Source organism: Exiguobacterium sp. s122, from assembly GCF_018618475.1.
Classification (GTDB): domain Bacteria; phylum Bacillota; class Bacilli; order Exiguobacteriales; family Exiguobacteriaceae; genus Exiguobacterium; species Exiguobacterium himgiriensis.
In genome coordinates this window covers 1,497,375-1,522,762 of sequence record NZ_JACSMD010000001.1, presented here as the reverse complement: position 1 = coordinate 1,522,762, position 25,388 = coordinate 1,497,375, and the positions used below count along the sequence as shown (strand labels likewise).

Sequence of the window (25,388 nt, the reverse complement as noted above, 5' to 3'; positions counted from 1 at the left end):
GTTGTTTGACGGAAGCGTCAAACAACCTTTTTTGTTATACTCATAAAGAGGTGAGACAATTGAAAACATGGTGGTACTGGACGCTCGTTCTCGTGCTGACTTTCATCCTTTCCGGGTGTACGGCCGATGATTGGTTCGGTCCGCAAATCGACCCGCCGGAGTCGCTGACCGAGCTCGAAGCCGACTATCCGAGTGCTAGCGTGACGCAGCAAGTGAAGCGCCCGATCGGGAAAACCGAGACGGTCACGCTTGACCGTGTCGTCGACGGCGATACGCTTAAAGTCGAATTCGAGAACGGGGCGACGGAATCGATTCGCCTCTTGCTCGTCGACACACCGGAGACGAGCCATCCGACGCTTCCGGTCCAACCGTTCGGGGAGGCGGCGAAAGCGTTCGTTTCACGCTGGCTTCCAGAGGGCGATACGATCACGCTCGAATATGATGTCGGTCGCTACGACCGGTATCAGCGCACGCTCGCCTACGTCTGGTATGACGGGACGATGTTGAACGAAGAGCTGTTGCGCCGCGGCCTTGCCCGTGTCGCTTATGTCTATGCGCCGAACACGCAACACGTCGATGCGTTCCGAGACGTCGAGCGGGTCGCGCGGCAACAGTTGCTCGGCATTTGGAGTCTTGAGAATTATGTGACCGGGAACGGCTTCGACCACGAGGCGACTGATCCGGCTAAATCGACTCGCGAGACGGACGAGTGTGACATTAAAGGCAACATCAATCGGGACGGAGAGAAAATTTATCATGTCCCGGGCGGTGCCAGTTACGAACGGACGGTGCCGGAAGTACTATTTTGCACGGAACGAGAAGCGAAGGCAGCCGGTTTCCGTAAAGCGGCACGCTAAAAAAGAGAGACATGTATGTCTTAGACACACATGTCTCTCTCCGCTTATTCGTATTTGAGTGCGTCTCCGTCAAATGACTCGTCGGCGACTTTGATTGAATCGGTTGGACAACCTTCGAACGCGTCCATCAAGTCCTCATACAACTCGTCTGGAACTTCGATCGTTCCTGTGTTGTCATCCATTAAGTTGAAGGCGAGGCCTTCGTCATCATAGTCAAAGATATCCGGGGCGGCGGCTCCGCAAGCTCCACACGCAATGCATGTATCTTTATCAACAATTGTAAATTTTGCCATTCTTAACCCTCCATACGTTTCGTCTCTCTCCATGGAAATCGACTTGTTACTGACTATGAGTAATTGTAGTCTACATACCCGATTATTTCAATGAGGAAACGAACATCGCTTTGGAAGGATAATGATTGAGAAGGAGGTGGGACGATGGTGCACTTGGCTGACGGGGTGTTGCTCTTAGCGATTGATCGGTTAAAAGGGGAGCGCAGTGAACGAAGCTTATTTCATGTGTTGAACGGTAAACGATCGGCGACGACGCTGCAAGATGCGTTTTTTTACGATCTCGAACCGATTTTCGGGCTGTTCCCGTATACGAAGTATGACTATGAGAAACTTCTCGCCTCGCTCGAGAAACGGGGTTGGCTTAACCGATCGAGCTTTACCTTGACGGAAGCCGGCGCCATGTTAGCATCTCCCGAGGCGGTCCGTGACTTGTTCGATCGGCTCGGAGGGGAGCAGCGTGATTACGCGACGATGACGTGGAAGCGTCTCAGTCTATTCATTCAGACGTTCATGTCGCTCGAACATACACGTACGTTTTATCCAGTCCAAGCCGATCGGCATGCCGAGCGCTGGGTGAAGCAAGTCGTTCGGACAGAGCGGGACTGGCGACCGCTCATTCAATCGTTTCACGAGGAGCTCGAGACGGCGCTTGACTCGATCGGCGACCCGTATGCAACAGCCGTCGTCTATCGATTCACCGGTGCGTTCGAGACGGGGTACACGTATGAACAAATCGCTTCGTTACTCGACGTCGATGCCCGGACTGCACGGCTCTATTTTTTGGCCGGTTGGAGCGCGCTGTTGAATCAGTTGCCGGAAGACGCAAAACTGAGAGGGTTCTCGTCCGGCCTGACGACGGAACGAATGACGCTATCAGCCCGAGAATCCTACGACCTGTTCGCCGCTGGACGGACATTCCATCAAGTCCAGTCGATTCGGCGGTTACGCACGTCGACGATTGAAGATCACGTCGTCGAGATGGCGATGTATCTCGAGTCGTTCCCGCTCGACCAGTTCGTGCCGACCGAGCAAATCGCCCTCGTTGAACAATTGCGGGAAGCGGATAGCTGGGCGCTCAAACCGGTATTCGACCAAATCGAGACGATCAGCTATTATCAAATCCGACTTGTGTTCGCGAGATTGAAACGAGGTGAGACGTTTGTATGAGAAAACATTGAAACGGGTATTCGGTTATGACTCGTTCCGAGAAGGGCAGCGGGACGTCATCGAGGCGGTCGCTGACGGGCAAGACGTGCTCGCGATCATGCCGACAGGAGCTGGCAAGTCGTTGACGTTCCAATTGCCGTCTTACATTAAGAACGCCGGTTTGACGATTATCGTCTCCCCGCTCTTGTCCTTGATTGAGGATCAAATGCTTCATATCCGTGAGCGCGGAGAACGTGGCGTGGCGCGTTTGACGTCGATGGAGACGCTTGAAGAGAAACAAGACATTTTGAATCATTTGAAACGATACCGCTTTTTATATTTGTCTCCGGAACAACTCGCCGTGCCACACGTGACGCGGGCGCTCGCGCGTACCCCGATTCAAATGCTCGTCGTCGATGAAGCGCATTGTATCTCGCAATGGGGCCATGAGTTCAGACCGGAATACGCACGACTCGGCGAGCTTCGTAAACAACTCGGGAGTCCGCAGTGTATGGCTGTCACGGCGACGGCTCCGGAAGCTGTGAAGAAGGACATCATCGAGAAACTGGCGTTGTTCAACCCGGCCCAATTCGTCCATTCAGCGAACCGTCCAGAGATTCGACTCATCGTCGAGCGGCTCACGACCGAACAAAAGCTCCCGCGGTTAGTCGAACTCGTCCGTGAAATCCCGAAACCGGCTGTCGTTTATACAGCGACGCGTCGCGAGGCGGAATCCCTCGCCTTCTCGCTCGAGGATGCGTTGTTTTATCACGGGGGCATGTCGACCGAAGATCGTCGGCTCGTGCAGTCACAGTTTTTACGGGACGAGGTCTCCGTCATGGTGTGCACGAGCGCGTTCGGGATGGGGGTCAATAAAGACAACGTCCGAAGCGTGATTCATTTCCAGTTGCCCGCGACGCTCGAGGCCTACATGCAAGAAATCGGCCGAGCCGGGCGTGACGGCAATCCGGCGTTCGCGGTGCTGTTATACGCGGAAGGGGATGAGCGGATTCAACAGTTTCTAATTGACCAGCAGTATCCGAAAGAAAAAGACATCCGCGTCGCCTATTTCGAGCGAGAGAACGGGACGAGCTTGTCCCAATTGCCGCGTCTCCTTCGTCTGAACGAGGAAGATCCGGTATTCGGGCTCTTGAAACAGATGCTTTCGGAGCGGACGCTTACCGGGGCGATCGATTGGGTAAAAGAGAGAAAGCGCGACCGCTATCGTCAGCTCGGTCAAATGATTGATTATGCGCTCATCAAGACGTGTCGCCGGGATTACTTGCTACGTTACTTCTCCGAACAACCGGTCGATCAGGAACCGTGTTGCGACGTCTGTGGCCCCATCACCTTTCCCGAGAATGAGCAAGTTGTGTCTAAAAATGTGACAGATTGGAAACATCGATTAAGCCGCATCTTTTCCTTTGATTGATATCATAGTAAAATGATAAAAAAGGGAAAGGAGGTTGTGCGTTGCGACATCGGAACCAGGCGGATTCACTCCGTGAAAAAGTGGTGGATACGTTGCCGTCTCGATCGGAACGGCAAGAACACGAGCGTAAAGAAAAACTTAATGACAATTGGCTGAAACGGCCTCTTGCCATGATGCTGACACTTTCCATGTTTGCTATTATTTTGGCATTTTTATATATAGGACGTCATGCAATCTTCTTTTGACAATACGGCGGAATGGCCGTATTTTTTTATGGACTTGTCTCCCATTCAATTCCTTTTCAAGTAAGTTTGGAAGCAGAACGCCAATTTCTTATGAAATTGCACAATAAAACAGGCGAATTGCCGCTAGGCGGTCTATACTAAAAGAGAAGATCAGGAGAAGAGGTGGGGCTGTGATGCCAAAATACTCCATTAAGACGGTCGCATCACTCACCGGAGTGAACCCGACTACGATTCGAGCGTGGGAACGACGGTACCAATTCATCGTCCCGAGTCGGACCGAATCGGGGCACCGTTTATATTCAGAACAAGATGTGGAAAAAATCAAATGGGTCGTCGAGAAGCAACGGGAAGGGTTGACCGTCTCGCAAGCGATTCAACAACTGCATAAAGCGCCTGAACCAAAACCGGACCGCCTCTACGACGAAGAGTTAAAAGACGGCTTGATGGAGGCGTTGTTAACGTTTGATGAGCGACAAGCCCATGATTTGATTAACCGGGCGTTCAACACGTTTAGCTTCGAGAAAGTGACGACAGATATCATCGGGCCGTTACTGATGGATATCGGGACGCGTTGGGAGAACGGCACAATCACCATCGCCCATGAACATTTTGCGACGGCATTTCTCCGGGCGCGACTGTCCACGTTGTCGTTACAGATGCCGATGAACCCATTTTTGCCGCGAATCGTCTGCGTCTGTGCGCCTGACGAGATGCACGAGATTGGTCTCTTGTTTGTAACGCTTTACTTACGCCAGTATGGCTATGACGTCATCTTCCTCGGCTCGGGGATTCCTAAAGAAGATTTGAGTACGGCGCTACATGACATCGACGCGAAATGCCTCATCTTCGCTTGCACGTTGACCGAGCATCTAGACGGGCTCGAGGAGGCGATGGCGTACGTCCGTGCGGAGCATCCGGACCTCGTCATCGGTGCCGGAGGCTATGCCGTTAGCGAGAACGCGGAGCGGTTTGGGCGTGCGTTTCTAGGGAATTCACCTGAGACGTGGACGGAGTGGCTTTCAACTATTTGACAGTTCGGCCAAACGAGAGTAGCTTATTAATATGTAGCAACGACTAGTGTTTGGAGGTTTTCGTTTGAGATTTGAAAAACAAACAAAAGAACATTTACGGGTCTACTTGACGGCGAATGAGTTATCGCTTCGTGGCATTGCGATTGACACGATTGTCGGGGAGAGCGGCCAAGAGCTCTGGCGTGAACTGCTCGAGACGGCGGAAGCCGAATACGGGTTCAGCCCGCAAGGCGCCGTCGATCTAAACGTGACGATGTTTCCCCGCGACGGGATTGTCATCGACGTGCAAAAAGTTGGCGCGCTCGAACCGGAAGCGGATCAAGAACAAGTCGAGATTCGCTTGACGATTGACGTGATTCATCATCTGATTTATCAGTTCGAAGACATCGAAGACGTGATTAACGCATCGGTCAGCCTATTCCCGCACGTTCATGAGACCGACCATGGCGGAGCGCTGTATTATTACGAGGGACATTACTATCTCCACTTTGCAGAAGTGTTGAACCCGCAGGTCGAAGAACGGCTCGCCGCCATCTTATCCGAGTATGGCAAGACGACAACCGTGAGCCCGTACATGATGCTCGAGTATGGAAAGACAATTCAATCCGTTCAAGCGGTGAAAGAGCTGTACGATACGTTCGCGTAAGTACGGCTTTTTCACCGTTCTGTTTCTATTGTTTTTTCGCCACCCGTGGTATGATAAAACTTGAATTTTTCAGTTGAATGTCGAAGGAGAGATAAGATGAAAGTCGCTGTGTTATATGGAGGAGTATCAGGAGAGCGTGAAGTCTCGCTCACGAGCGGAAAAGGCATGATTGAGGCGCTGAAAGAACGAGGGCACGAAGTCGTGGCCATTGATTTTCATCCTGAACGAGCGAACGAGTTATTATCGCTCGAGGCGGATGTCGTATTGAGCGCGCTCCATGGCAAGTATGGAGAAGACGGGCGGGTCCAGTCGCTTCTTGAGATGGCGAATTTGCCTTATACAGGGTCAGGTGTATTGGCATCGGCACTCGCGATGGATAAAGCACGGGCGAAAATCATCTTTGCGGCAGCAGGCATTCGTGTCGCGCGCGACGTCCTTGTCGAGAGCCCGGACCAGGTCGATGCGAAAGTAGCCGAGTGGGGCGGAGAGTTCCCTTGTGTCGTCAAGCCGGCGCAAGAAGGGTCTTCGAACGGATTGACGATCGCGATGGACGAAACGATGCTCCGAGACGGCATCGCCAAAGCGTTTGAATGCGACACGGCCGTATTGGTCGAACAATACATTAAAGGGAGAGAGCTGACAGTCCCGGTCATCGGCAACTTTGGTCACGAAGAAGCGTTACCGGTCATCGAGATTATCCCGAAAAATGAGTTTTACGACTATGAGTCGAAATATACAGAAGGCGGTTCGGTGCACGTCTGTCCGGCTGAACTTCCCGATGCGTTAACGGGCGAAGTGCAGCGTGCGGCCGTCCTTGCGCATCAGGCGCTCGGTTGCGCCGGGTACTCTCGATCTGATTTCTTAGTGTCAGAAGACGGGCTCGCCTACATTCTTGAGACGAACACACTCCCTGGCATGACGCCGCTCAGCTTGTTCCCAGACAGCGCGCGCGCCGTCGGAATCTCGTACGGGGAGTTGCTCGAACGATTTATCGCATTGGCATTAGAAAAATAAGAAGGGGCCACCCTTCTTTTTTCTTTTAGAAAACGCTTTCATTATTTTTGTAAAACCCTTTCAAATTGGTTGTGTATCGGATATACTTTTAATCGAATACGAGGTTGGTTCTTGGGGGAGAATCGACAATTTAGGGGAGGAAACCTTCATGATTACGGATCAAGAAAAAGGTCATCAAAAACGAAAGAACATCCTAGAATCGACACAAGAGGTCATTCACGAGGCGCTCGACAAGCTCGGCTACCCGGAAGAGATGTACGAGCTGTTGAAAGAACCGCTCCGAATGTTGACTGTCCGCATCCCGGTCCGCATGGATGACGGCTCGACAAAAATCTTCACGGGCTATCGCGCTCAGCACAACGATGCGGTCGGACCGACAAAAGGCGGTATCCGGTTCCATCCGAGTGTGACGGAAGTCGAAGTGAAGGCGCTGTCGGTATGGATGAGCTTGAAAGCCGGAATCGTCGACCTTCCTTACGGTGGCGGTAAAGGTGGCATCGTCTGTGACCCGCGTGAAATGAGTTTCCGAGAAATTGAACGTTTGAGCCGTGGTTATGTGCGCGCCATCAGTCAATTCGTCGGACCGACGAAAGACATCCCAGCGCCGGACGTCTTCACGAACTCGCAAATCATGGCGTGGATGATGGATGAATATAGTCGAATCGATGAATTCAACTCACCAGGGTTCATCACGGGTAAACCACTCGTCCTCGGTGGCTCGCATGGCCGTGAGACGGCGACAGCGAAAGGCGTCGCCATCATGATTCGGGAAGCTGCGCTCCGTCGTGGCATCGAGCTAAAAGGGGCACGTGTCGTCGTCCAAGGGTTCGGGAACGCGGGAAGCTTCTTGTCGAAGTTCATGTATGACGCCGGCGCGAAAGTGATCGCGGTCAGTGACGCTTACGGTGCCATCCATGATGACAACGGGCTCGACATCCCATACCTCCTCGACCGTCGAGACTCGTTCGGGACGATTTCGACGCTCTTTAAGAACACGATCTCGAACCAGGAGATGCTTGAACTCGATTGTGACATTCTCGTGCCGGCCGCGATTGAGAACCAAATCACGGAGACGAACGCAGATAACATTAAAGCCTCAATCGTCGTCGAGGCCGCCAACGGACCGACGACGAATGAAGCGACACGCATCTTGACCGAGCGTGGCATCTTGCTCGTGCCGGACGTGCTCGCTTCGAGCGGTGGTGTGACTGTGTCTTACTTCGAGTGGGTACAAAACAATCAAGGGTATTATTGGACGGAAGAAGAAGTCGAAGAGAAGCTTGAAAAAGTGCTCGTCCATTCGTTTAACACGGTATACAACACGGCTTCGGCCCGGAAAGTCGACATGCGTCTCGCCGCCTATATGGTCGGTGTTCGTAAGATGGCGGAAGCCTCGCGCTTCCGTGGCTGGGTCTGAACGAATGGATACGAAAAGAGGGAAGGCCTGTTCGTCAGGTCTTCCCTCTTTCTTGTTTAAATGGTTACGCCGTTTCGTTCCCGAAGCGTCTCGGCGATGGCTTTTCCGTGGAACCGTCCGTTCTCGATAAAGATTTTGTTGGCGTCGTTTCCTGCGGCCACAACGCCGGCGATGAAGAGTCCTTCGACGTTTGTCTCGTACGTGCCCTCGTCGAACGACGGAACCCCCGTCTCTTCGTCAATCGTGACGCCGGATTCGGAGAACAGGCCATGGTCAGGTAAATAACCGGTCATCGCCAGGACGTGGTCGGCTTTGACGCTTTTCTCGATTCCGTGTTGCTGATAAACGACACGGTCCGTCTCGATGCGGACGATTTCAGTCTCAAGTTCATAGCGCACTTTTTCGTGTCGCACGAGCGAATCGAACGCGGGAAGCACCCACGGTTTGACCGAAGGGCTATAGCCGTCACCGCGGTAGAGCACCGTCACGAACGCACCAGCTTTCTCGAGCTCGATCGCGGCGTCGACAGCTGAGTTCTTCCCGCCGATCACGGTCACGTGTTGTCGGTAAAACGGATGGGCTTCTTTGAAGTAATGTGATACGTGCGAAAGCTCTTCCCCGGGCACGTTAAGGTGTCGAGGGCGACCGTAATAGCCTGTCGCGAGGACGACATAGTCGGCGGTCCGAACTGTTATGCCTTGGCGTTCGTGATGTGACGTGACGGTAAAACGTCCATCTTCCTTGTCGATTGCCGTTACCGTCTCGAACGGTTTCACGTTGAGATTCGTCCGGCTCACTACTTCCCGATAATAGACGAGCGCGTCTTGGCGTCTCGGTTTCAAGTCTTTACAAATGAACGGGATATCCCCGATCTCGAGTAGGTTCGCAGACGAGAAAAACGTCTGATGGGTTGGATAATGATAGATGGCATCCACGATATTCCCTCGTTCGATGACGGTACAGGAAATGCCGATGCGTTCAAGTTCGATGGCCGCCGACAAACCACAAGGGCCAGCGCCGACGATGATCGCCTGTTTCTTCAATGAAATCACCTCATCCCTCATTGTATGGAAGCAAGACGATGTTGGCAAGTTCACTGCTGGAAGCTGAAGCTGTGCTCCATGACAGGTTGGGACGAGCCGGACTCGAGTTCGACGAGAAGCCGGAGTCTCGCTTTTTGGGAGTTCAACCCGTTCGAGAAGATGACGCCCATGTCTTTCAATTGTTTGCCGCCGCCTTCATAGCCGTACACGTCTTGAACGATGCCATTGAAACAACGACTGACGATGACGACCGGTATGTGCGTGACGAGATGCGCAAGGGCAGGGATGATGGTCGGTGGGACGTTCCCTTGACCGAGCACTTCGAGCACGAGTCCGTCATAGCCGAGCTCGAGGACCGCTACGATTAAATCGGGCTCCATGCCGGCGACGACTTTTAAGACGGCGACCCGTTTCGTAATCGAAGGAATCATCTTCGCTTGTCGCGTCATCGGCTGACTGTAAATCAAGACGTGATCTTTCGTCACCATCCCGACGTTTCCGAAATGGACCGATTTGAACGTGTCGACCGAGGAAGTATGTGTTTTCGTGACGTTGAACGCCGAATGGATCTCGCCGTTGAAGACGACGAGCACGCCTTTGCCACGTGCCGCCTCACTTCGCGCGACGCGTAGCGCCGTGATCAAATTGAACTCACCGTCCGAGCCGATTTCGTTCGACGAGCGCATTGCCCCGGTCAACACGATTGGGACGGGGGCGCCAAGCGTGATTTGTAAAAAGTAGGCCGTCTCTTCTAACGTGTCCGTACCGTGGGTGATGACTACCCCGTCATACGTGTCTTGGGTCAATTCCTGTGCGATATACTGAGCGAGCTCGAGCATTTTCGCCGGCGTCATGTGTGGGGACGGGATATTCGAGAAGTGTTTCGTCGTGATGCGCGCGATATCTGTCGCTTTCGGCAATGTCGCGTCAATTGGATTGATGTCACTCGGTGAGACGTGTCCGGTTCCGGACTGTGACATGGCGATCGTGCCGCCAGTGTGGATAAGTAATAGATGATTCATAAAGGACCTCCAACTTTTTTTGTTCGATTCTTCCAATTTCTAGGCGTTTTCCACTTTTTCTTTTATCCGTTTCAGTGTATGCTTAACGGTAGAGAGGAGAGATGCGTCATGATTGCAATCGCCTTGTCTGCGGTAGCGCCTGGGTTCGCCCTTCTTTCCTATTTCTATCTTCGACATGAATTGGAAGCGGAACCGCTCGGCTATGTGATTCGTTCGTTCGTCGCCGGAGCCGTCCTCGTTTTCCCGATTATGTTCATCCAATATGCGTTCGAAGAAGAAGGCGTGTTGACGAGCCCGTTCTGGAAAGCGTTCATCGCTTCCGCACTGTTAGAAGAGTTTTTTAAATGGTTCATGATTTATTATACAATATACATACATAAAGTCTTTGATGATTATTACGACGGGATTCTCTATGCGGTCGCTTGTTCACTCGGCTTCGCCACATTAGAGAATTTTCTATATTTATGGGTGTACGACTCACTCGAGATTGCCATTTGGCGTGCCGTCCTACCGGTGAGCGGGCATGCGCTGTTCGCCGTGGCGATGGGATTTTGTCTCGGACGGGCGAAACATTCGACGAAAGAACGGCTATGGCTGTTTCTCGCGATCGCCGTCGCCACGCTCATGCATGGCGTGTTCGATTATATTCTACTCATCGAGCCGACGAACAAAGTGCCGGCCGTGCTCTATATCGTCGTGTTATGGATGGTCGCGCTACTGCTCGTTCGTGCCGCCAATTTGTCGAATCGTCGTCAATTTAAATAGGTAAAAGGGGAATGGATTCATGTTAAAAGTAGGCCAGGAGTTACGAGTGGAAGTTGAAGGGAGAAACGAAGGGAAGACGAAAGTCGCCGCTATTCAAGACGGCATCGTCTGGATTGAGTCCCCGAGCGAGACGGCGACGTTGAAAACGTTCTTCCTTCATGAAGACGAGGCGTTACGCGTTTACTTCTTTAAAGGCGAAGAACAGTTATATGCGTTTGACACGGTCATCTATAAACGGTTGAGCGATGCGCAGTTGACGCTTCGCTACGCGTTTAAGCTTCCGGATGAGAAAAAGATCAAGCGGGTGCAGCGCCGAGAATACTTACGTGTTCCGGAGATGATAAACGTCACGGTCCTTGCGGTCGACGGTCAGGCGTTCCCGACGTTCGAGACGACATCCCTTGACGTGTCGGCTGGCGGGATGCGCATCGTCGCCAATCGGGCGCCGATTGACGTGGATGACTCGCTCGTCGTCGTCTTCCGAATCGAAGATGAACGGGGGACGCCGCAGACGTTCCGCGTGAAAAGTCGGCTCGTCCGAATCCATCCTCAAGAGGTCAAACAGGAATTATCGCTCAGTTTTGAGGACTTGTCGCCGCGGGATCAAGAGACGATTTTACGTTACTGTTTCCGTGCCCAGCTCGAGGCGAGAAAACGGACCGGCTCTGTATTTTCTTCACGATAAAAAACTGTTATGATGTTCTCGGAACAAATGACCGAGAGGAGGCGGGTATCGGGCTATGCCGATACCCAATTTTTATGATGAAACCGTTACAAATCGCATTAGATGGACCGGCCGGAGCCGGGAAGAGCACGATCGCCAAAACGTTGGCTAAAAAACTTGGATATGTCTACATTGATACAGGTGCCATTTATCGGGCCGTCACGTATCGCGCCTTAAAGGAACACGTCGGATTAGAGGACGGACCGGCGCTTGCTGCCATGATTGCTGATATGGACTTACGGCTCGTACCGAGTGAATCGGGGCAGCGCGTCTTTGACGGCACGACCGAGGTGACGGAGTTGATTCGCTCGAGTGAAGTGACGAACAACGTCAGTTTCGTCGCCCGTCAACCGGAGGTGCGCGATGCATTGATGGACTTACAGCGAGACCTCGCGAGAGATGGCGGCATCGTCATGGACGGTCGCGATATCGGGACCCACGTCTTACCGGATGCCGATTTGAAAGTGTTCATGACCGCTACCGTCGAAGAGCGTGCTCGCCGACGTCACGAAGAGAATGTGGGGAAAGGTATTCCGAGTGATTTTGAGCAGTTGAAGCAAGAAATCGCGCTTCGAGACAAACGGGATTCCGAGCGAGCTGTCGCGCCGCTCCGCCAAGCAGAGGATGCTCATTTCTTGGATACGACGACGTTATCGATTGAAGGGGTCGTCGAAGCGATCGAACAATTGATGAAGCAGGTGATCAATCGATGAAACCGCTAAATAACGGACCGTTCGGCATGTATCGGGTCGCCCGTGCCGTCGTCGTCTTCATTCAAAAACTCATGTTCCGTGTTGAATATATCGGGCGAGAGAACGTCCCGGCAGACGGCTCGGTGCTCGTCTGTTCGAACCACCAATCGAACTGGGACCCGGTGCTACTTGCCATCGCGATTCCGAAACAGCGCCCGCTCCGTTTCTTCGCGAAAAAAGAACTGTTCAACGTCCCGGTGTTGAAACATATCCTCAATAAAGCCGGTCAAATCCCGGTTTCACGTGGGGAAGGGGACCGTCAAGCGCTTCGCGTCGTCTTACAAAAATTGAAGGAGAATGAACTCATCTCGATTTTCCCGGAAGGCACGCGTTCAAAAGACGGGACGCTCGGGACGGCCCAAGCTGGAGTTGGCTTCTTTGCCCTTCGCTCTGAAGCGGCCGTCCTTCCGATCGCCATCATTGGTCAATACAAGTTTCGGAAGAAGCTGAAAGTCGTGATTGGAGAACCGCTTGACATGAACGCGCTGAAAGCGAAAAAGGCGAGCGCTCAAGAAGCAGCAGATTTGATCATGGCCCACATTAACGAACTGTACATTCATCATTCACGGAACGTTCGGTAAATTCAGGTTTAATCTGGCGCGAGGAAAGGTACTAATTTGATAACACCTTGACAAATCTTCGGAATTATAAGAAGTTTATACTAGGTGTTAAGCGCCTTTGGGCGCTCCTTTTTGTACTCATCGTGAGGGGGTAGTGTTGGAATGGTCGAAGAAATGAAAGATATGCCTGATTTTGAAATTAATCGAGGTCAAATCGTGACCGGTACAGTCGTCAAAATCGAGGATAAGCAAGCGCTAATCGATATCGGTTACAAGACCGAGGCGATTTTACCAATCAGCGAAGTATCAAGCATGCATTTAGACGATTTAAACGAATCACTCCATGTCAACGACGAAATCCGTGTAAAAGTGAAGAAAGTCACGGACGAAGAGGTTGTCGTATCGAAGAAAGACGTGGATGCCGAGGCAGCTTGGGATCAAATCGTCGAAAAATACGAATCAGGTGAAGTATTCGAAGTCATGGTCAAGGATAAAGTCAAAGGCGGCCTCGTCGTCGACATCGGCATCCGCGGCTTCATCCCGGCCTCACTCGTCGAAAGTCATTTCGTCGAGGACTTCTCTTCATACTTGCATAAACCAATCACGGTTAAAGTCGTCGAGATTGACCGTGAGAAGAATCGTGTCATTCTCTCGCATAAAGCAGTCGCTGAAGCAGAGATGAGCGCGAAAAAAGCGGAGACGCTCGAATCGCTTGAAGTCGGTCAAATCATCGAAGGGACGGTCCAACGTCTCACCGATTTCGGTGCGTTCGTCGACATCGGTGGCGTCGATGGTCTCGTCCATATCTCAGAAATGGCGCATAGTCGCGTTGAGAAACCGAGTGATGTCGTGACCGAAGGCGACAAAGTGAAAGTGAAAGTACTCGGCCTTGACCTTGACAATGAAAAAGTCAAATTGTCGATCAAGGAGACGCAACCCGGCCCATGGGAATCGATTGAAGGCCAGATCCAACCGGGTGACGTCATCGAAGGAAAAGTGAAACGTCTTGTCACGTTCGGTGCGTTCGTTGAAGTTGCGCCGCAAGTCGAAGGATTGCTTCACATCTCGCAAATCGCGAACCGTCACATCGCGACGCCGTCTGAAGTATTGTCAGAAGGGCAAGAAGTCAAAGTGAAAGTACTCGACGTTCATCTCGATGAGAAAAAAATCTCGTTGTCGATGCGCGCCTTAGAGTCAGCTGAATCTTCGCGTGATGAAGATCAGGCGCTACTTGACGAATACAGTGAACAAGGAGGATTCTCCGTCTCAGAATTAACGGGCGAAGAGTCTTCGGACGATTCTAAATAAGACGGTCGTTCAAGCGGGAGTCATGCTCCCGCTTCTTTTTTGTATGGTCACCGAAATAGGGCTGTGATATGATGGTACAGTTGCATTTAGAAACGATTATTTATTGAATGAAAGTTAGAGAGGTGTTTTTATGGGAATTCCAGCAGTGGCCATCGTCGGCCGCCCGAATATTGGGAAATCCACGATTTTCAACCGGATTATCGGAGATCGCGTATCGATCGTCGATGATAAACCGGGCGTAACACGCGACCGTATTTACGGGACGGGTGAGTGGTTGAACCGCAAGTTTCATCTAATCGATACAGGCGGAATCGAGGTCGGTGACGAACCGATTCTCGTTCAAATGCGCCATCAAGCCGAGCTCGCCATCGATGAGGCAGACGTCATCATCTTCATGGTAAACGGACGTGAAGGCATCACGGCAGCGGACGAAGAAGTCGCAAACTTACTTTTCCGCTCAAATAAACCGATTGTGCTCGCCGTCAACAAAGTCGATAACTTTGAGATGCGCGACCTCATGTATGAGTTTTACTCGCTCGGATTTGGCGACCCGTTCCCGATTTCGGGAACACATGGTCTCGGACTCGGTGATCTTCTTGATCAAGTGTTCGAACTCGCGCCGGATAAAGATGAGTACGAGTACAACGAAGACGTCATTCGCTTCTCGCTCATCGGTCGTCCGAACGTCGGCAAGTCGAGTTTGACGAACGCGATTCTCGGAGAAGAGCGTGTCATCGTCTCAGACGTGGCCGGTACGACGCGCGACGCGATTGATACGCCGTTCACGCGTGACAATCAAGAGTACGTCATCATCGATACAGCCGGGATGCGCAAGCGTGGAAAAGTGTATGAGTCGACGGAACGCTACAGTGTCATGCGCGCCCAAAAGGCGATTGAACGTTCGAACGTCGTGCTCGTCGTCCTCGATGGCGAAGAAGGCATCATCGAGCAAGACAAACGCGTCGCCGGACTCGCCCATGAGGCAGGGAAAGCGATTGTCATCGTCGTCAACAAATGGGATGCCGTCGAAAAAGACGATAAGACGATGAAGAAGATGGAAGAGAAGATTCGCAAAGAGTTCTTGTTCCTCGATTATGCCCCGATCGTCTTCTTGTCGGCGCTCACATCGAAACGATTGCAGACGCTCCTTCCGGTCATCAACCAAGTGGCCGAGTCGCATCGTCGCCGTATCTCGACGAGCGTCTTGAACGACGTCATCGTCGATGCCGTTGCGATGAACCCGACACCGACGGACAAAGGACAACGACTCAAGATCAACTATGCGACGCAAGTGGCCATCGAGCCGCCGACGTTCGTTCTTTTCGTCAACGATCCAGAGTTGCTCCACTTCTCATATAAACGTTATCTAGATAACCAGATTCGCCGCGCATTTGATTTCACCGGTACGCCGGTCCACATCGTGGCTCGTCAGAAAAACTAGTAATGGGGGTGCCTCCTATGGCGAAAGTAGCTGTCATCGGCGCAGGGAGTTGGGGAACGGCGTTGTCGCTCGTCCTCGCTGATAATGGTCACGACGTCTTGCTCTATGGTCGGGAAGATGATCACGTCCTCGAGATCAATACGTCACATACAAACTCGACTTATTTAAAAGACGCTCCACTCCCGGAGTCGATTCGTGCGACGACCGATTTGAAAGAAGCGATCGCAGGACGCTCGATTATTTTCCTCGTCGTCCCGAGTTCGGCGATTCGTCCGGTTTCCCGGGAGTTGAATATGCTCCTCACGGAACCGGCTGTCCTCGTCCATGCCGCAAAAGGGATCGAACCGAAGACGCATAAGCGTCTGTCTGAGATTATCGCGGAAGAGATTGACCCGTCGAAACGGCGGGCGGTCGGTGTTTTAACAGGTCCAACTCACGCGGAAGAAGTCGCCGTCCGTAAATTGACGACGATTACCATCGCATGTGAGGATTTAGATGTCGCCGACGAGATTCAAGAATTGCTTACGAACGATCAGTTCCGTGTTTATTTGAATTCCGACGTCATCGGCGCCGAGTATGGTGGTGCGCTCAAAAACATCATCGCTTTGGCTGCCGGGATGACGGATGGACTTGGATACGGGGATAACGCGAAAGCAGCGCTTATGACGCGCGGGATTGTCGAGATTGCCCGTCTCGGTGTGAAACTCGGGGCAAACCCGGCCTCGTTCTCCGGCTTGACCGGCATCGGTGACTTGATTGTCACGGCGACCTCGCAGCACAGTCGGAACTGGCGCGCGGGTAACGCCATCGGTCGCGGCGAGAAACTCGAAGACGTACTCGGACAGATGGGCATGGTCGTTGAAGGCGTACGCGCCTGTGAGGCGGCCCACACACTCGCCCGTGAGGCCGGTGTCGAGATGCCGATTACGGAGGCGCTCTACAATGTCTTATTCGAGAATAAGAGCCCGCACGATGAAGTGAAGAAATTGATGCGACGCCCGCAAAAACACGAGATGGAGGAAGTGTTCCATTTCGAGGGTGACGAAGTGGCAAGGGACTGACGTTTTCGTTCAGTTCCTTGCTTTTTTTTGCTACACTAATGTACGGAGAGAGAATTATAGAGAAAGTCGAGGGGATCTACGTGACACCGTCACTCATCAAGATGTGGATTTCATTTGCAGGCATCGGGGCGTTCGCCATCGCGGCGCTCATGGTTGCTGTGAGCCACACAAAGCTATCAGGTTGGTTCGGGGCGCTCGTGCGTGTCGTCGCATTTGTCATTTTTTTATTTGGAACGCTCATTATGATTTACGTGGTCGCTTCAGGACCGACAGGAGGGTAAGCCGTTGAAACGAATGGTACTAATGATTAGTTTGGTGGCGATGACCGTCCTGAGCGGTTGTATGTTCCCACAGTCGAGTCGGGTCGATAACGTCCCGTACGAGGAACAGATTCGTTCGGTCCAAACGGCCGTCGAATCGTTCAAAGAGACGACCGGGGTACTGCCGATTAAAACGAAGTCAGCCGAGACGCCACTTATGGAACGCTACCCGATCGAATTCGGCCGTCTCGTCCCGGGCTACATGGCCGACCCGCCGGCGAATAGTTTTGAAGGGGGCGGACTGTTCTTATATGTCCTCGTCGACGTGGAAACGGAACCGGCCGTCAAATTGATTGATTTGCGGGTGACCGAGCGGTTGCAACAGTTGCAGACGAACATTAACGCCTTCCGAGCAAAAGAAGGGAAGTTCCCGTTCGACGGGTCAATCGGCAAGAATCAGTTTACCCTCAACTATGACCTGATTTTCGTCGCTGAAGCACCGACCATCCCGAGTCCGTACACAGATAACGAGCTCCCTGTGTACGTGGACGGCAGTGGACAGCTATTCGTCGATTACCGGGAGGATATCGCGACCAAGCTTGAAAACACGGATGTGACGCCAGAAGTCGGCGAAGATATTCGGTATTTGCTCTACAATGATTCACCTTTCGCCCCGGCTTATTCGCAAGGCTATACGATTAATGAACAAGGCGAAGTCGAATTTTTAAACAACTGATTGTCACAGCGTCGTGAATATGGGCAAATCGTTTAAAAAATGTTGTCATATCAACGTTTGTACGATATGATTAATCCCGTAAACTCTCTGTGAGAGGAGGTGAATCGTGATGAACAAGACTGAATTGATCCAAGCAGTTGCTGAAAAAGCCAACGTTTCGAAAAAAGAAGCGACGACAGTGGTAGAAGCTACATTTGAATCAATCACTGAAGCACTCCAAAACGGTGAGAAAATTCAATTGATCGGTTTTGGTACTTTTGAAGTTCGTGAGCGTGCTGCCCGTAAAGGTCGCAACCCACGTACGAAAGAAGATATCGAAATCCCTGCGAGCAAAGTCCCTGCCTTCAAAGCAGGTAAAGCGCTCAAAGACGCGGTCAAATAATAGGCAGTACATAAGTCGCCGAAAGGCGGCTTTTTTTGTGTCCGTTTACGAGTTCACATGGCGTGAACGTGACGAAAATGTGCTATACTATGTCAGAATGACAACGAAGAGGACGAGGGGGGATAGCATGGAACAGTGGACAAACGAAAGCGTTGTCACCGACCTTGCTCGTCAAATCGAAGAACGAATGACCCATCCGTATTTGACGAGACACGAGATTGTGCCCGCAGTCGACATGCCTTTGCTTCGTTGGATGGTCGAATTGATTGACGAAGAATCAACCGAACAACAACAGCTCGTACTGGCCGCCTATTTTGCCCATCAGGCGCTCGAGTTACACGATCAAGTGAAGGATTGTCCGAACGGGTCTTTGGCGCGACAACTCAACGTGCTCGCTGGAGATTTCGCATCGGCTCAATTTTATAAAATATTGGCACGATTCCCGACCGAGTTTAGTAATCGATTCGGCCGTGCCGTTCAACTCGTCAACGGGGCGAAATGCACACTCGCATTAGACGACGAGATTTCTGTGACGACATGGATGGAAGCGAACTTTGGTTTGGTCAAGACGTTCGCTGAATTAATCGGCCAAACGTATTTGACGTCATATGGAAAACAAATCATTGAACTAAGAGCGGCGACATTGCAGAAAGCGCAACGAGAGCAGCTATCGGCGCTTTTGGCGCATGCTGTCGCTTAGAACGGAAAGGATGTTTCGTGTTGCAACCGAAAGAAAAAGAGCAAAAAGTATATGATGTGTTTCAATCCATCTCACCGAGCTACGATACGATGAACTCGATCATCAGCTTCCGTCTCCACAAATGGTGGCGCAAAGCGACGATGCGTCGAATGCAAGTGTTTCCGGGAGCGAAATGTCTCGATGTCTGTTGCGGGACAGCGGACTGGACGATTCAACTCGCCGAAGCGTCAGGGAACACGGGAGTCGTCAAAGGACTAGACTTTTCGGAGAACATGCTTGCGGTCGGTCATGAAAAAGTAAAATCATATCCGAACGTCGAGCTCGTCCACGGGAATGCGATGGCGTTGCCGTTTGGCGACGATTCGTTTGACTTTGTGACAATCGGTTTCGGTCTCCGGAACGTCCCAGACTATATGACGGTGCTCAAAGAAATGCATCGCGTCTTGAAACCAGGCGGCACGGTCGTCTGCCTCGAGACAAGCCAACCGACAGCCCCGCTGTTCAGCGAGCTGTATCGGTTTTACTTCGGAACGGTCATGCCGCTCTTCGGGAAACTGTTTGCCGGGTCATACGACCAATACAAATGGTTGCAAGAGTCGACCGACTCGTTCCCCGATCGGCTCACGCTGAAGCGGATGTTCGAAACGGCAGGGTTCGAACAAATCGAGGTCAAACCGTTTTCCGGCGGTGCATGTGCGATGCACTTAGGAAAGAAGTGGTAACTGATGTCTTTAAAACGACTATATCGTCATATGAATCGTGAAATCGATCAAATCGATCGTTTTTTAGCGACACGTGTTCATACTGATCATCCCATCATCGATGCGGCCTCGAGACAATTGTTGGATGCGGGTGGCAAACGGATTCGTCCAGCCTTCGTTTTATTGAGCGCCGCGTTCGGGCAAGAGAATGATATTCGATTGACGAAAGTGGCGGCGAGTCTCGAACTCATCCATATGGCCTCACTTGTCCATGACGATGTCATCGACGACGCTACTTTGAGACGCGGGAAACCGACCGTCATGGAGCGGTACGATGAACGCGTCGCCATGTATACCGGGAACACGTTGTTTGGCGAGGCGATTCGTCTCGTCTCGGAAGTCGATTCGCCGGAAGTGATGCAACTGATGGCCGAGACGATGGAATTGATTTGCATCGGCGAAATCAATCAAATTCAAGATCAATACGACTGGGCGCAGTCGCCGAAACGGTACTTGGACCGCATCGCGCGAAAGACTGCGCTCCTCATCGAAACGAGTTGTGCCGCCGGGGCGATCGTCTCGGGGGCGTCACCTGAAGTGGTCAAACAGTTACGACTGTTCGGTTATGACATCGGCATGGCGTTCCAAATGACGGACGACTTGCTCGATTTTACCGCGAAGAGTTTCCAACTCGGAAAACCGGTCGGTGAGGATTTAAAGCATGGCCATAAGACGCTTCCGCTCTTCTATTCAGCTGAGGACGTTCGTTTTTATGAACGCTTGTCGCAAGTCGATGGTACGTCGAGTCCGGATTTGACGGCCGCGCTCGTCCGCGAGGTGCAACGCAACGGCACGCTCGAACGGAGCCAACAGACAATCGACCGCTACGTCCGCCGAGCCATCTTACGGCTCGAACCGCTCCCGGACGTGTCGGACAAACGATCACTCATCGAAATTGCGGAATATATCGGGAAACGAAAATGGTAATTTACGTCTTGTAACCCCTTTCAATAACGAGAGCGACCGTGTACACTTATAGAGTACATCGTACACATATTGATTTAGGGGGACTAGGGGAATGGAAAAGACATTTTTAATGGTGAAGCCTGACGGCGTGGCGCGCGGATTGATTGGGGAAATCATCTCGCGCTTTGAAAACAAAGGATATACGTTGAACCGTCTCGAAATGCTCACACCGTCTGTAGAAATCGCAGAAGCGCATTATGCGGAACATAAGGAGAAGCCGTTCTTTGGTGAACTCGTCGCTTTCTTGACGTCAGGTCCGGTCGTCGCGATGGAATGGGAAGGCGAGAACATCGTCGCTGTCTCACGGATGATGATTGGAAAGACGAACCCGCTTGATGCTCAACCGGGGACGATTCGTGGCGACTTGGCCGCGACGATGTCACAAAACGTTATTCACGGATCGGACAGCGTCGAGAGCGCCGACCGTGAGTTGGCGCTTTGGTTCGTCTCGGAAACATCGCACGTTTCATGACGAAAACGAGGGACGGGGCCGCCTGTCCCTTTTTTTGTTGCCGTTGAAGCGCTTACGCGACAAGCGAATCTAGGAGAAGAGGAAGAATAGAGGTTGGAACTGCTGATGAATGATTATGCCATCTTCGTAAAAAAATTTTACTTAAAGTCGGGAATTGATTTGAACTTATATAAAGAAGCACAGATGAAACGTAGGATGATTGCCCTTCGCGAGAAAAAAGGATATGCCACGTTCATTGAGTACTTTAAAGCGATGGATGCTGACCGCGGCCTATATGAAGAGTTCTTGGACCGGATGACCATCAATGTGAGCGAATTCTACCGGAATCCGATCCGGTGGCAACAACTCGAGGAAGATATCTTGCCTGGGCTCATCCGAACCAGTCAAGGGAAGTTACGTGTATGGAGCGCCGCTTGTTCGACAGGAGAAGAGCCATACTCGCTCGCGATGCTGTTATCAAAACATTTGGCACCTGCCCAATTCTCCATTACGGCGACGGACCTCGACGACATCGTCATCGAGAAGGCAAAAGCGGGCAAATATCATGAACGGGCTCTCGTTGATTTGCCGGCCGAGTTCCGACAACGGTATTTCACACAACGGGGCGACGACTACTACATTGCAGAAGATATAAAGAAACTCGTCACGTTTAAAAAGCAGAACTTGTTAGCAGACGTTTATGAACGAAACTTCGACTTGATTGTCTGTCGCAACGTTTTAATCTATTTCACAGAGGAAGCGAAAGAGAAAGTGTATAAGTCATTCCATCGCTCGTTGCGGCCGGGGGGCGTGTTATTCGTCGGTGGCACCGAACAGATTTTCCAACCGAAACGATACGGTTATCAGATGAAGCAAAGTTTCTTTTACGAAAAATTCGAAGGTTGAGGTGACGGATATGCGTTATTTGACAGCAGGAGAGTCACACGGTCCTGGGTTGACGATTATACTCGAAGGCGTGCCGGCTGGTCTCTCCATCGACATCGACTTGGTGAACGAAGAGCTGAAAAAGCGACAGTCTGGATACGGACGTGGTCGACGGATGCAAATCGAATCAGATCGTGTGGACGTTCGGGCCGGGATTCGTCACGGACGGACGACCGGTGCCCCCATCTCACTTTGGATTGAAAACAAAGATCATACGCACTGGCGAAACGTCATGCAGGCGGAACCGCTTGCAGAAGATGCCGAAGTGAAACGACAAGTCGTCCGGCCACGCCCGGGTCACGCCGATCTCGTCGGCGGGTTGAAGTACGACCATCGCGACCTTCGTGACGTGCTCGAGCGTTCAAGTGCCCGTGAGACAGCAGCCCGTGTGGCGGTCGGTGCCATCAGCAAACAGGTGCTCGCGACTGTTGGGATAAGTCTGTTTAGCTACGTGAAAGTGATTGGTGGCGTCGAAGCCGTTCAGGCCGTCGAATCGAGAGAAGCGCTCATCGAAGCGATTGAAGCATCGCCCGTCCGTACGTATGACGCGGAGGCGGCAGACAAGATGATGCGATTGATTGACGAGGCGAAAGCCGCAGGCGACTCCCTCGGTGGAGTCGTCACGACCGAAGTGCACGGTGTCATGCCTGGGCTCGGTTCATACGTCCAATACGACCGAAAGCTCGATGCGCGAATCGCGCAAGCGGTCATGAGCGTCAACGCCATTAAGGGCGTCGCATTTGGTGATGGGTTCGATATGGCGTATCGACCAGGATCTGAAGTGATGGACCCGATCGCGCTTGACGAGACCGGATATATGCGTTTATCGAATCACCTCGGAGGGTTCGAAGGCGGGATGACGACGGGGATGCCAATCGTCTGTACAGCCGTCATGAAACCGATCCCGACGTTATACAAACCGCTTCAGTCGGTCGACATCGAGACGAGAGAACCGTTTCTCGCCCAAATCGAGCGCAGTGACGCGTGCGCCGTCCCGGCCGCCTCGCTTGTCGTCGAAGCGGTCGTCGCGTTCGAGCTTGCACGTGAACTGTGCGAGACATTCGGACACGACACAGTGGAACGGATTCAAACTCGAGTCGCATCGTATCGAGAGGAAATTCGGACATGGTGACGATTCGCGTTGATGCGTCGACCCCATATGATGTAACGATTGAACGCGGTGATGCATGGCTCGACCGCGTTCAAGCTTTTTCTGGTTCAACGATTTGGGTCGTGACGGACGAGACGGTCGATCGACTCCATGGTCGTGCGTTTCGCGAGCGGCTGGCGACTCCTGGTGCACTCGTCTGGTCAGTCGTTGCTCCAGGCGATGAATCAAAGTCGCTGTCCGTTATCGAACGTCTCGTGAGCGAAGGGTTGAACGCCGGATGTGACCGCGATACGCTCATTCTCGCACTTGGGGGCGGTATGGTCGGAGACTTGGCTGGCTTTTTAGCGAGCGTCTACATGCGTGGCGTCCGCTATATCCAAGTCCCGACGACGATTCTTGCGCATGACTCGGCTGTCGGTGGGAAAGTCGCCGTCAATCATCCGCTCGCAAAAAATGCAATCGGGGCGTTTCATCAACCGATGGGCGTCCATTACGATGTGACACGCCTTGAGACGTTACCAGAGCGTGACGTCCGGAGCGGCCTCGGGGAACTGATCAAGCATGCGTATCTCTCGGAACATGTGCTTGATGCCTCGTTTGAAGACGCATTGTTCGACGCCTTAACGCGTCCCATCGATTGGACAGACTGGCTCGCACGAGGGATTGAAGTGAAGCGTCGCATCGTCGAGGCGGATGAACGCGAGCATGGCGTTCGCGCGTGGCTCAATTTCGGCCATACGTTCGGGCATGCGCTCGAGACGAGCGAACAGTATCGACTTGCGCACGGAGAAGCCGTTCTCTATGGGATGGTATATGCCTTTTTACTGAGCGGGGACGTAACCCGAGCCCGCCGGTTAGCGGACTGGATGAAGATGAATGGGATTCCACCGGTCGCTTGGCGACCATTCGAGGAATACCGGACGTTCATGGGACGAGATAAAAAGAATCGCGGTGGGGAAGTCCGGTTCGTTCTGCTCGGGGATACCGTCACGGTCGAACCGGTGTCAGACGATCGACTCCTGGCTGCCTTTACTCAACTGAAAGGATGGATGTAACATGGGATTGACTGGACGGATTCGTGTCCCGAGTGACAAATCAATCACACATCGCGCCGTCATGTTCGGTGCCGTGGCGCACGGTGTGACGACGATTCATGACCCGCTCCTCGGTGCGGATTGCCGATCGACGATGGAGGCGATGCGCCGCCTCGGGGCGTCGGTTGAAGAACGAGCCGGTCAACTCGTGATCACCGGGACGGACCGATTGACATCTGCCTCGATTGACTGTGGAAACTCGGGGACGACGATGCGTCTCCTCACCGGACTGCTCGCTGGCTACGAGGGAGCATTTGAATTGACGGGGGATGCGTCGTTATCGAAACGACCGATGGCACGCGTCACGGAACCGTTGCGTTCGCGTGGAGCCGTCATCGAAGGGGATTACGCCCCGCTAATAATCCGAGGAAACGAACTGAACGGGATGACGTATACGCTCCCCGTCGCGAGCGCACAAGTCAAATCGGCCATCCTATTGGCCGGTCTTCGAGCGAATGCGGAGACGGTCGTCCGGGAGCCGATGCTGTCACGTGACCATACGGAGCGGATGTTGCCCTTATTCGGCGGACGTATTCATGTGACGACGGAAGACGAGGTGCGAGTGATTCAACTTACCCCGGGCGAATTGACAGGCGCGACGGTGCACGTTCCGGCTGATCCTTCGTCGGCTGCTTTCTTTTGGGCCGGAGCGGCCATCGTCCCGAATAGTGAAGTGACGACCGTCGATGTTTGTTTGAACGAGACGCGCATCGGCTTTCTCCGGACGCTCGAACGGATGGGGGCAACCATCTCAATCGAGCGGGCTCGCCCGCTCGGTGAGGAGACGGTCGCCGATGTCACCGTCAAGTCGAGTACGCTCCACGGCATTGACTTGGCCGGGGCGTCGATACCACATCAAATCGACGAGTTGCCGCTCTTCGCCCTCGTCGCGTCCCAAGCGACAAGCCCATCGACCGTGCGAGACGCAGGAGAACTGCGCGTGAAAGAGACGGACCGGATTCGTACGGTCGTGACCGAATTGAAGACGCTCGGCATCGACATCGACGAGACAGCGGACGGGTTCACCGTCCATCCGAGTGTGGTCCGAGGTGGAGAAGTAGATGCGTTTGGCGACCATCGCCTGTCGATGATGCTACAAATCGCGGCGCTTTTGACGGACGAACCAGTCCACATTCGAGGGATGGAAGTCTCGGACGTCAGTTATCCACAGTTTCATCAAGATTTACAACGGCTCAGTCGTGAGATAGAATAACGTCAATAGTTG

29 protein-coding genes are annotated in these 25,388 nt (G+C 52.6%); 26 read left to right on the top strand and 3 right to left on the bottom strand.

Annotated features, from left to right (window positions below; genetic code table 11):
- Positions 1–50 precede the first annotated feature (50 nt).
- Positions 51–857: a thermonuclease family protein gene (locus tag KNP92_RS07885; protein WP_214839246.1), complete on the top strand. Its 807-nt coding sequence runs from the start codon at positions 51–53 to the stop codon at positions 855–857.
- A 44-nt stretch (positions 858–901) separates the two neighbouring features.
- Here the strand turns inward: KNP92_RS07885 and KNP92_RS07880 are convergent, their stop codons facing one another.
- A complete protein-coding gene (locus KNP92_RS07880) occupies positions 902–1,150 on the bottom strand; it encodes a ferredoxin (protein ID WP_021067177.1) in 249 nt (82 codons plus the stop codon).
- 144 nt (positions 1,151–1,294) lie between these two features.
- On the opposite strand from KNP92_RS07880, the gene KNP92_RS07875 reads away from it, so the two are divergent.
- The 7 genes from KNP92_RS07875 (at position 1,295) to KNP92_RS07845 (ending at position 8,081) form a co-directional block, all read left to right on the top strand.
- Positions 1,295–2,317, top strand: a complete 1,023-nt coding sequence (locus KNP92_RS07875) for a YpbB family protein (RefSeq protein WP_251136430.1) — start codon at positions 1,295–1,297, stop codon at positions 2,315–2,317.
- Complete coding sequence (locus tag KNP92_RS07870; RefSeq protein ID WP_260563995.1) at positions 2,301–3,728, top strand: RecQ family ATP-dependent DNA helicase; 1,428 nt, start codon at positions 2,301–2,303, stop codon at positions 3,726–3,728. Before KNP92_RS07875 ends, KNP92_RS07870 begins: the two co-directional genes overlap by 17 nt.
- A 41-nt stretch (positions 3,729–3,769) precedes the next feature.
- Entirely contained in the window at positions 3,770–3,973 is a 204-nt protein-coding gene (locus KNP92_RS07865; protein ID WP_214840340.1) for a hypothetical protein, read from the top strand.
- 173 nt (positions 3,974–4,146) lie between these two features.
- Complete coding sequence (locus KNP92_RS07860; protein ID WP_214839237.1) at positions 4,147–5,004, top strand: MerR family transcriptional regulator; 858 nt, start codon at positions 4,147–4,149, stop codon at positions 5,002–5,004.
- 64 nt (positions 5,005–5,068) lie between these two features.
- Positions 5,069–5,650 (top strand): adaptor protein MecA, encoded by a 582-nt coding sequence (locus KNP92_RS07855; protein ID WP_214839235.1) that lies wholly within the window; start codon positions 5,069–5,071, stop codon positions 5,648–5,650.
- Between the two features lie 96 nt (positions 5,651–5,746).
- Positions 5,747–6,664 carry a D-alanine--D-alanine ligase gene (locus KNP92_RS07850; protein ID WP_214839233.1) on the top strand — a complete coding sequence of 306 codons (918 nt, stop codon included), beginning with the start codon at positions 5,747–5,749 and terminating at the stop codon, positions 6,662–6,664.
- Between the two features lie 148 nt (positions 6,665–6,812).
- A complete protein-coding gene (locus tag KNP92_RS07845) occupies positions 6,813–8,081 on the top strand; it encodes a Glu/Leu/Phe/Val family dehydrogenase (protein ID WP_214839231.1) in 1,269 nt (422 codons plus the stop codon).
- 56 nt (positions 8,082–8,137) lie between these two features.
- On the opposite strand, the gene KNP92_RS07840 is transcribed toward KNP92_RS07845, so the two are convergent.
- Positions 8,138–9,145, bottom strand: coding sequence for a YpdA family putative bacillithiol disulfide reductase (locus KNP92_RS07840; RefSeq protein WP_214839230.1), 1,008 nt, complete (start codon positions 9,143–9,145; stop codon positions 8,138–8,140).
- A gap of 29 nt (positions 9,146–9,174) precedes the next feature.
- Positions 9,175–10,146, bottom strand: coding sequence for an asparaginase (locus KNP92_RS07835; protein WP_214839228.1), 972 nt, complete (start codon positions 10,144–10,146; stop codon positions 9,175–9,177).
- A 108-nt stretch (positions 10,147–10,254) separates the two neighbouring features.
- Here KNP92_RS07835 and prsW point away from each other — a divergent pair, with 108 nt between their 5' ends.
- From prsW to aroA, 18 genes are all read left to right on the top strand, one after another.
- Positions 10,255–10,911, top strand: a complete 657-nt coding sequence (gene prsW / locus KNP92_RS07830; RefSeq protein WP_214839227.1) for a glutamic-type intramembrane protease PrsW — start codon at positions 10,255–10,257, stop codon at positions 10,909–10,911.
- 19 nt (positions 10,912–10,930) lie between these two features.
- Positions 10,931–11,596: a flagellar brake protein gene (locus KNP92_RS07825; RefSeq protein WP_214839226.1), complete on the top strand. Its 666-nt coding sequence runs from the start codon at positions 10,931–10,933 to the stop codon at positions 11,594–11,596.
- Positions 11,597–11,670: 74 nt separating this feature from the next.
- Positions 11,671–12,348: a (d)CMP kinase gene (gene cmk / locus KNP92_RS07820; protein ID WP_214839225.1), complete on the top strand. Its 678-nt coding sequence runs from the start codon at positions 11,671–11,673 to the stop codon at positions 12,346–12,348.
- On the top strand, positions 12,345–12,968 hold the full coding sequence (locus KNP92_RS07815) for a lysophospholipid acyltransferase family protein (protein WP_214839224.1): 624 nt from the start codon (positions 12,345–12,347) through the stop codon (positions 12,966–12,968). Before cmk ends, KNP92_RS07815 begins: the two co-directional genes overlap by 4 nt.
- 141 nt (positions 12,969–13,109) lie before the next feature.
- The gene (gene rpsA, locus KNP92_RS07810; RefSeq protein ID WP_214839223.1) at positions 13,110–14,255 is read left to right on the top strand and encodes a 30S ribosomal protein S1; all 1,146 of its coding nucleotides are present in this window, start codon (positions 13,110–13,112) and stop codon (positions 14,253–14,255) included.
- Between the two features lie 130 nt (positions 14,256–14,385).
- Positions 14,386–15,696 carry a ribosome biogenesis GTPase Der gene (der, locus tag KNP92_RS07805; RefSeq protein ID WP_214839220.1) on the top strand — a complete coding sequence of 437 codons (1,311 nt, stop codon included), beginning with the start codon at positions 14,386–14,388 and terminating at the stop codon, positions 15,694–15,696.
- A gap of 17 nt (positions 15,697–15,713) precedes the next feature.
- Positions 15,714–16,757, top strand: a complete 1,044-nt coding sequence (locus KNP92_RS07800; RefSeq protein ID WP_214839219.1) for an NAD(P)H-dependent glycerol-3-phosphate dehydrogenase — start codon at positions 15,714–15,716, stop codon at positions 16,755–16,757.
- Positions 16,758–16,858: 101 nt separating this feature from the next.
- The gene (locus tag KNP92_RS07795; protein WP_251136429.1) at positions 16,859–17,038 is read left to right on the top strand and encodes a DUF2768 family protein; all 180 of its coding nucleotides are present in this window, start codon (positions 16,859–16,861) and stop codon (positions 17,036–17,038) included.
- A gap of 13 nt (positions 17,039–17,051) precedes the next feature.
- Entirely contained in the window at positions 17,052–17,753 is a 702-nt protein-coding gene (locus KNP92_RS07790) for a hypothetical protein (protein ID WP_214840272.1), read from the top strand.
- Positions 17,754–17,862: 109 nt separating this feature from the next.
- Positions 17,863–18,135, top strand: a complete 273-nt coding sequence (locus tag KNP92_RS07785; protein ID WP_214839217.1) for an HU family DNA-binding protein — start codon at positions 17,863–17,865, stop codon at positions 18,133–18,135.
- Between the two features lie 127 nt (positions 18,136–18,262).
- Positions 18,263–18,835 carry a heptaprenyl diphosphate synthase component 1 gene (locus tag KNP92_RS07780; RefSeq protein ID WP_214839215.1) on the top strand — a complete coding sequence of 191 codons (573 nt, stop codon included), beginning with the start codon at positions 18,263–18,265 and terminating at the stop codon, positions 18,833–18,835.
- 20 nt (positions 18,836–18,855) lie between these two features.
- Positions 18,856–19,557, top strand: a complete 702-nt coding sequence (locus KNP92_RS07775) for a demethylmenaquinone methyltransferase (protein ID WP_214839213.1) — start codon at positions 18,856–18,858, stop codon at positions 19,555–19,557.
- Between the two features lie 3 nt (positions 19,558–19,560).
- Complete coding sequence (locus KNP92_RS07770; protein ID WP_214839211.1) at positions 19,561–20,523, top strand: polyprenyl synthetase family protein; 963 nt, start codon at positions 19,561–19,563, stop codon at positions 20,521–20,523.
- Positions 20,524–20,614: 91 nt separating this feature from the next.
- Entirely contained in the window at positions 20,615–21,034 is a 420-nt protein-coding gene (gene ndk / locus KNP92_RS07765) for a nucleoside-diphosphate kinase (protein WP_214839208.1), read from the top strand.
- 105 nt (positions 21,035–21,139) lie between these two features.
- Complete coding sequence (locus KNP92_RS07760; RefSeq protein WP_214840270.1) at positions 21,140–21,919, top strand: CheR family methyltransferase; 780 nt, start codon at positions 21,140–21,142, stop codon at positions 21,917–21,919.
- 10 nt (positions 21,920–21,929) lie between these two features.
- Positions 21,930–23,090 (top strand): chorismate synthase, encoded by a 1,161-nt coding sequence (gene aroC / locus KNP92_RS07755; RefSeq protein WP_214839206.1) that lies wholly within the window; start codon positions 21,930–21,932, stop codon positions 23,088–23,090.
- Complete coding sequence (gene aroB / locus KNP92_RS07750) at positions 23,084–24,124, top strand: 3-dehydroquinate synthase (protein ID WP_214839204.1); 1,041 nt, start codon at positions 23,084–23,086, stop codon at positions 24,122–24,124. The genes aroC and aroB overlap by 7 nt, the downstream gene beginning before the upstream one ends.
- A 1-nt stretch (position 24,125) precedes the next feature.
- On the top strand, positions 24,126–25,376 hold the full coding sequence (gene aroA, locus KNP92_RS07745; RefSeq protein WP_214839202.1) for a 3-phosphoshikimate 1-carboxyvinyltransferase: 1,251 nt from the start codon (positions 24,126–24,128) through the stop codon (positions 25,374–25,376).
- The last annotated feature ends 12 nt before the right edge of the window (positions 25,377–25,388 follow it).

What these genes read in the sequence shown, in the direction of transcription:
- cmk (WP_214839225.1), top strand. Translation starts at nt 11,671, where the DNA reads ATGATGAAACCGTTACAAATCGCATTAGATGGACCGGCCGGAGCCGGG.
- KNP92_RS07880 (WP_021067177.1), bottom strand. Translation starts at nt 1,150, where the DNA reads ATGGCAAAATTTACAATTGTTGATAAAGATACATGCATTGCGTGTGGA.
- KNP92_RS07780 (WP_214839215.1), top strand. Translation starts at nt 18,263, where the DNA reads ATGGAACAGTGGACAAACGAAAGCGTTGTCACCGACCTTGCTCGTCAA.
- KNP92_RS07800 (WP_214839219.1), top strand. Translation starts at nt 15,714, where the DNA reads ATGGCGAAAGTAGCTGTCATCGGCGCAGGGAGTTGGGGAACGGCGTTG.
- KNP92_RS07875 (WP_251136430.1), top strand. Translation starts at nt 1,295, where the DNA reads ATGGTGCACTTGGCTGACGGGGTGTTGCTCTTAGCGATTGATCGGTTA.
- rpsA (WP_214839223.1), top strand. Translation starts at nt 13,110, where the DNA reads ATGGTCGAAGAAATGAAAGATATGCCTGATTTTGAAATTAATCGAGGT.
- prsW (WP_214839227.1), top strand. Translation starts at nt 10,255, where the DNA reads ATGATTGCAATCGCCTTGTCTGCGGTAGCGCCTGGGTTCGCCCTTCTT.
- KNP92_RS07845 (WP_214839231.1), top strand. Translation starts at nt 6,813, where the DNA reads ATGATTACGGATCAAGAAAAAGGTCATCAAAAACGAAAGAACATCCTA.
- aroB (WP_214839204.1), top strand. Translation starts at nt 23,084, where the DNA reads ATGGTGACGATTCGCGTTGATGCGTCGACCCCATATGATGTAACGATT.
- ndk (WP_214839208.1), top strand. Translation starts at nt 20,615, where the DNA reads ATGGAAAAGACATTTTTAATGGTGAAGCCTGACGGCGTGGCGCGCGGA.
- KNP92_RS07815 (WP_214839224.1), top strand. Translation starts at nt 12,345, where the DNA reads ATGAAACCGCTAAATAACGGACCGTTCGGCATGTATCGGGTCGCCCGT.
- KNP92_RS07860 (WP_214839237.1), top strand. Translation starts at nt 4,147, where the DNA reads ATGCCAAAATACTCCATTAAGACGGTCGCATCACTCACCGGAGTGAAC.
- KNP92_RS07790 (WP_214840272.1), top strand. Translation starts at nt 17,052, where the DNA reads ATGGTACTAATGATTAGTTTGGTGGCGATGACCGTCCTGAGCGGTTGT.
- KNP92_RS07825 (WP_214839226.1), top strand. Translation starts at nt 10,931, where the DNA reads ATGTTAAAAGTAGGCCAGGAGTTACGAGTGGAAGTTGAAGGGAGAAAC.
- KNP92_RS07785 (WP_214839217.1), top strand. Translation starts at nt 17,863, where the DNA reads ATGAACAAGACTGAATTGATCCAAGCAGTTGCTGAAAAAGCCAACGTT.
- der (WP_214839220.1), top strand. Translation starts at nt 14,386, where the DNA reads ATGGGAATTCCAGCAGTGGCCATCGTCGGCCGCCCGAATATTGGGAAA.
- KNP92_RS07840 (WP_214839230.1), bottom strand. Translation starts at nt 9,145, where the DNA reads ATGAGGGATGAGGTGATTTCATTGAAGAAACAGGCGATCATCGTCGGC.
- aroA (WP_214839202.1), top strand. Translation starts at nt 24,126, where the DNA reads ATGGGATTGACTGGACGGATTCGTGTCCCGAGTGACAAATCAATCACA.
- KNP92_RS07760 (WP_214840270.1), top strand. Translation starts at nt 21,140, where the DNA reads ATGAATGATTATGCCATCTTCGTAAAAAAATTTTACTTAAAGTCGGGA.
- KNP92_RS07835 (WP_214839228.1), bottom strand. Translation starts at nt 10,146, where the DNA reads ATGAATCATCTATTACTTATCCACACTGGCGGCACGATCGCCATGTCA.
- KNP92_RS07770 (WP_214839211.1), top strand. Translation starts at nt 19,561, where the DNA reads ATGTCTTTAAAACGACTATATCGTCATATGAATCGTGAAATCGATCAA.
- aroC (WP_214839206.1), top strand. Translation starts at nt 21,930, where the DNA reads ATGCGTTATTTGACAGCAGGAGAGTCACACGGTCCTGGGTTGACGATT.
- KNP92_RS07795 (WP_251136429.1), top strand. Translation starts at nt 16,859, where the DNA reads ATGTGGATTTCATTTGCAGGCATCGGGGCGTTCGCCATCGCGGCGCTC.
- KNP92_RS07850 (WP_214839233.1), top strand. Translation starts at nt 5,747, where the DNA reads ATGAAAGTCGCTGTGTTATATGGAGGAGTATCAGGAGAGCGTGAAGTC.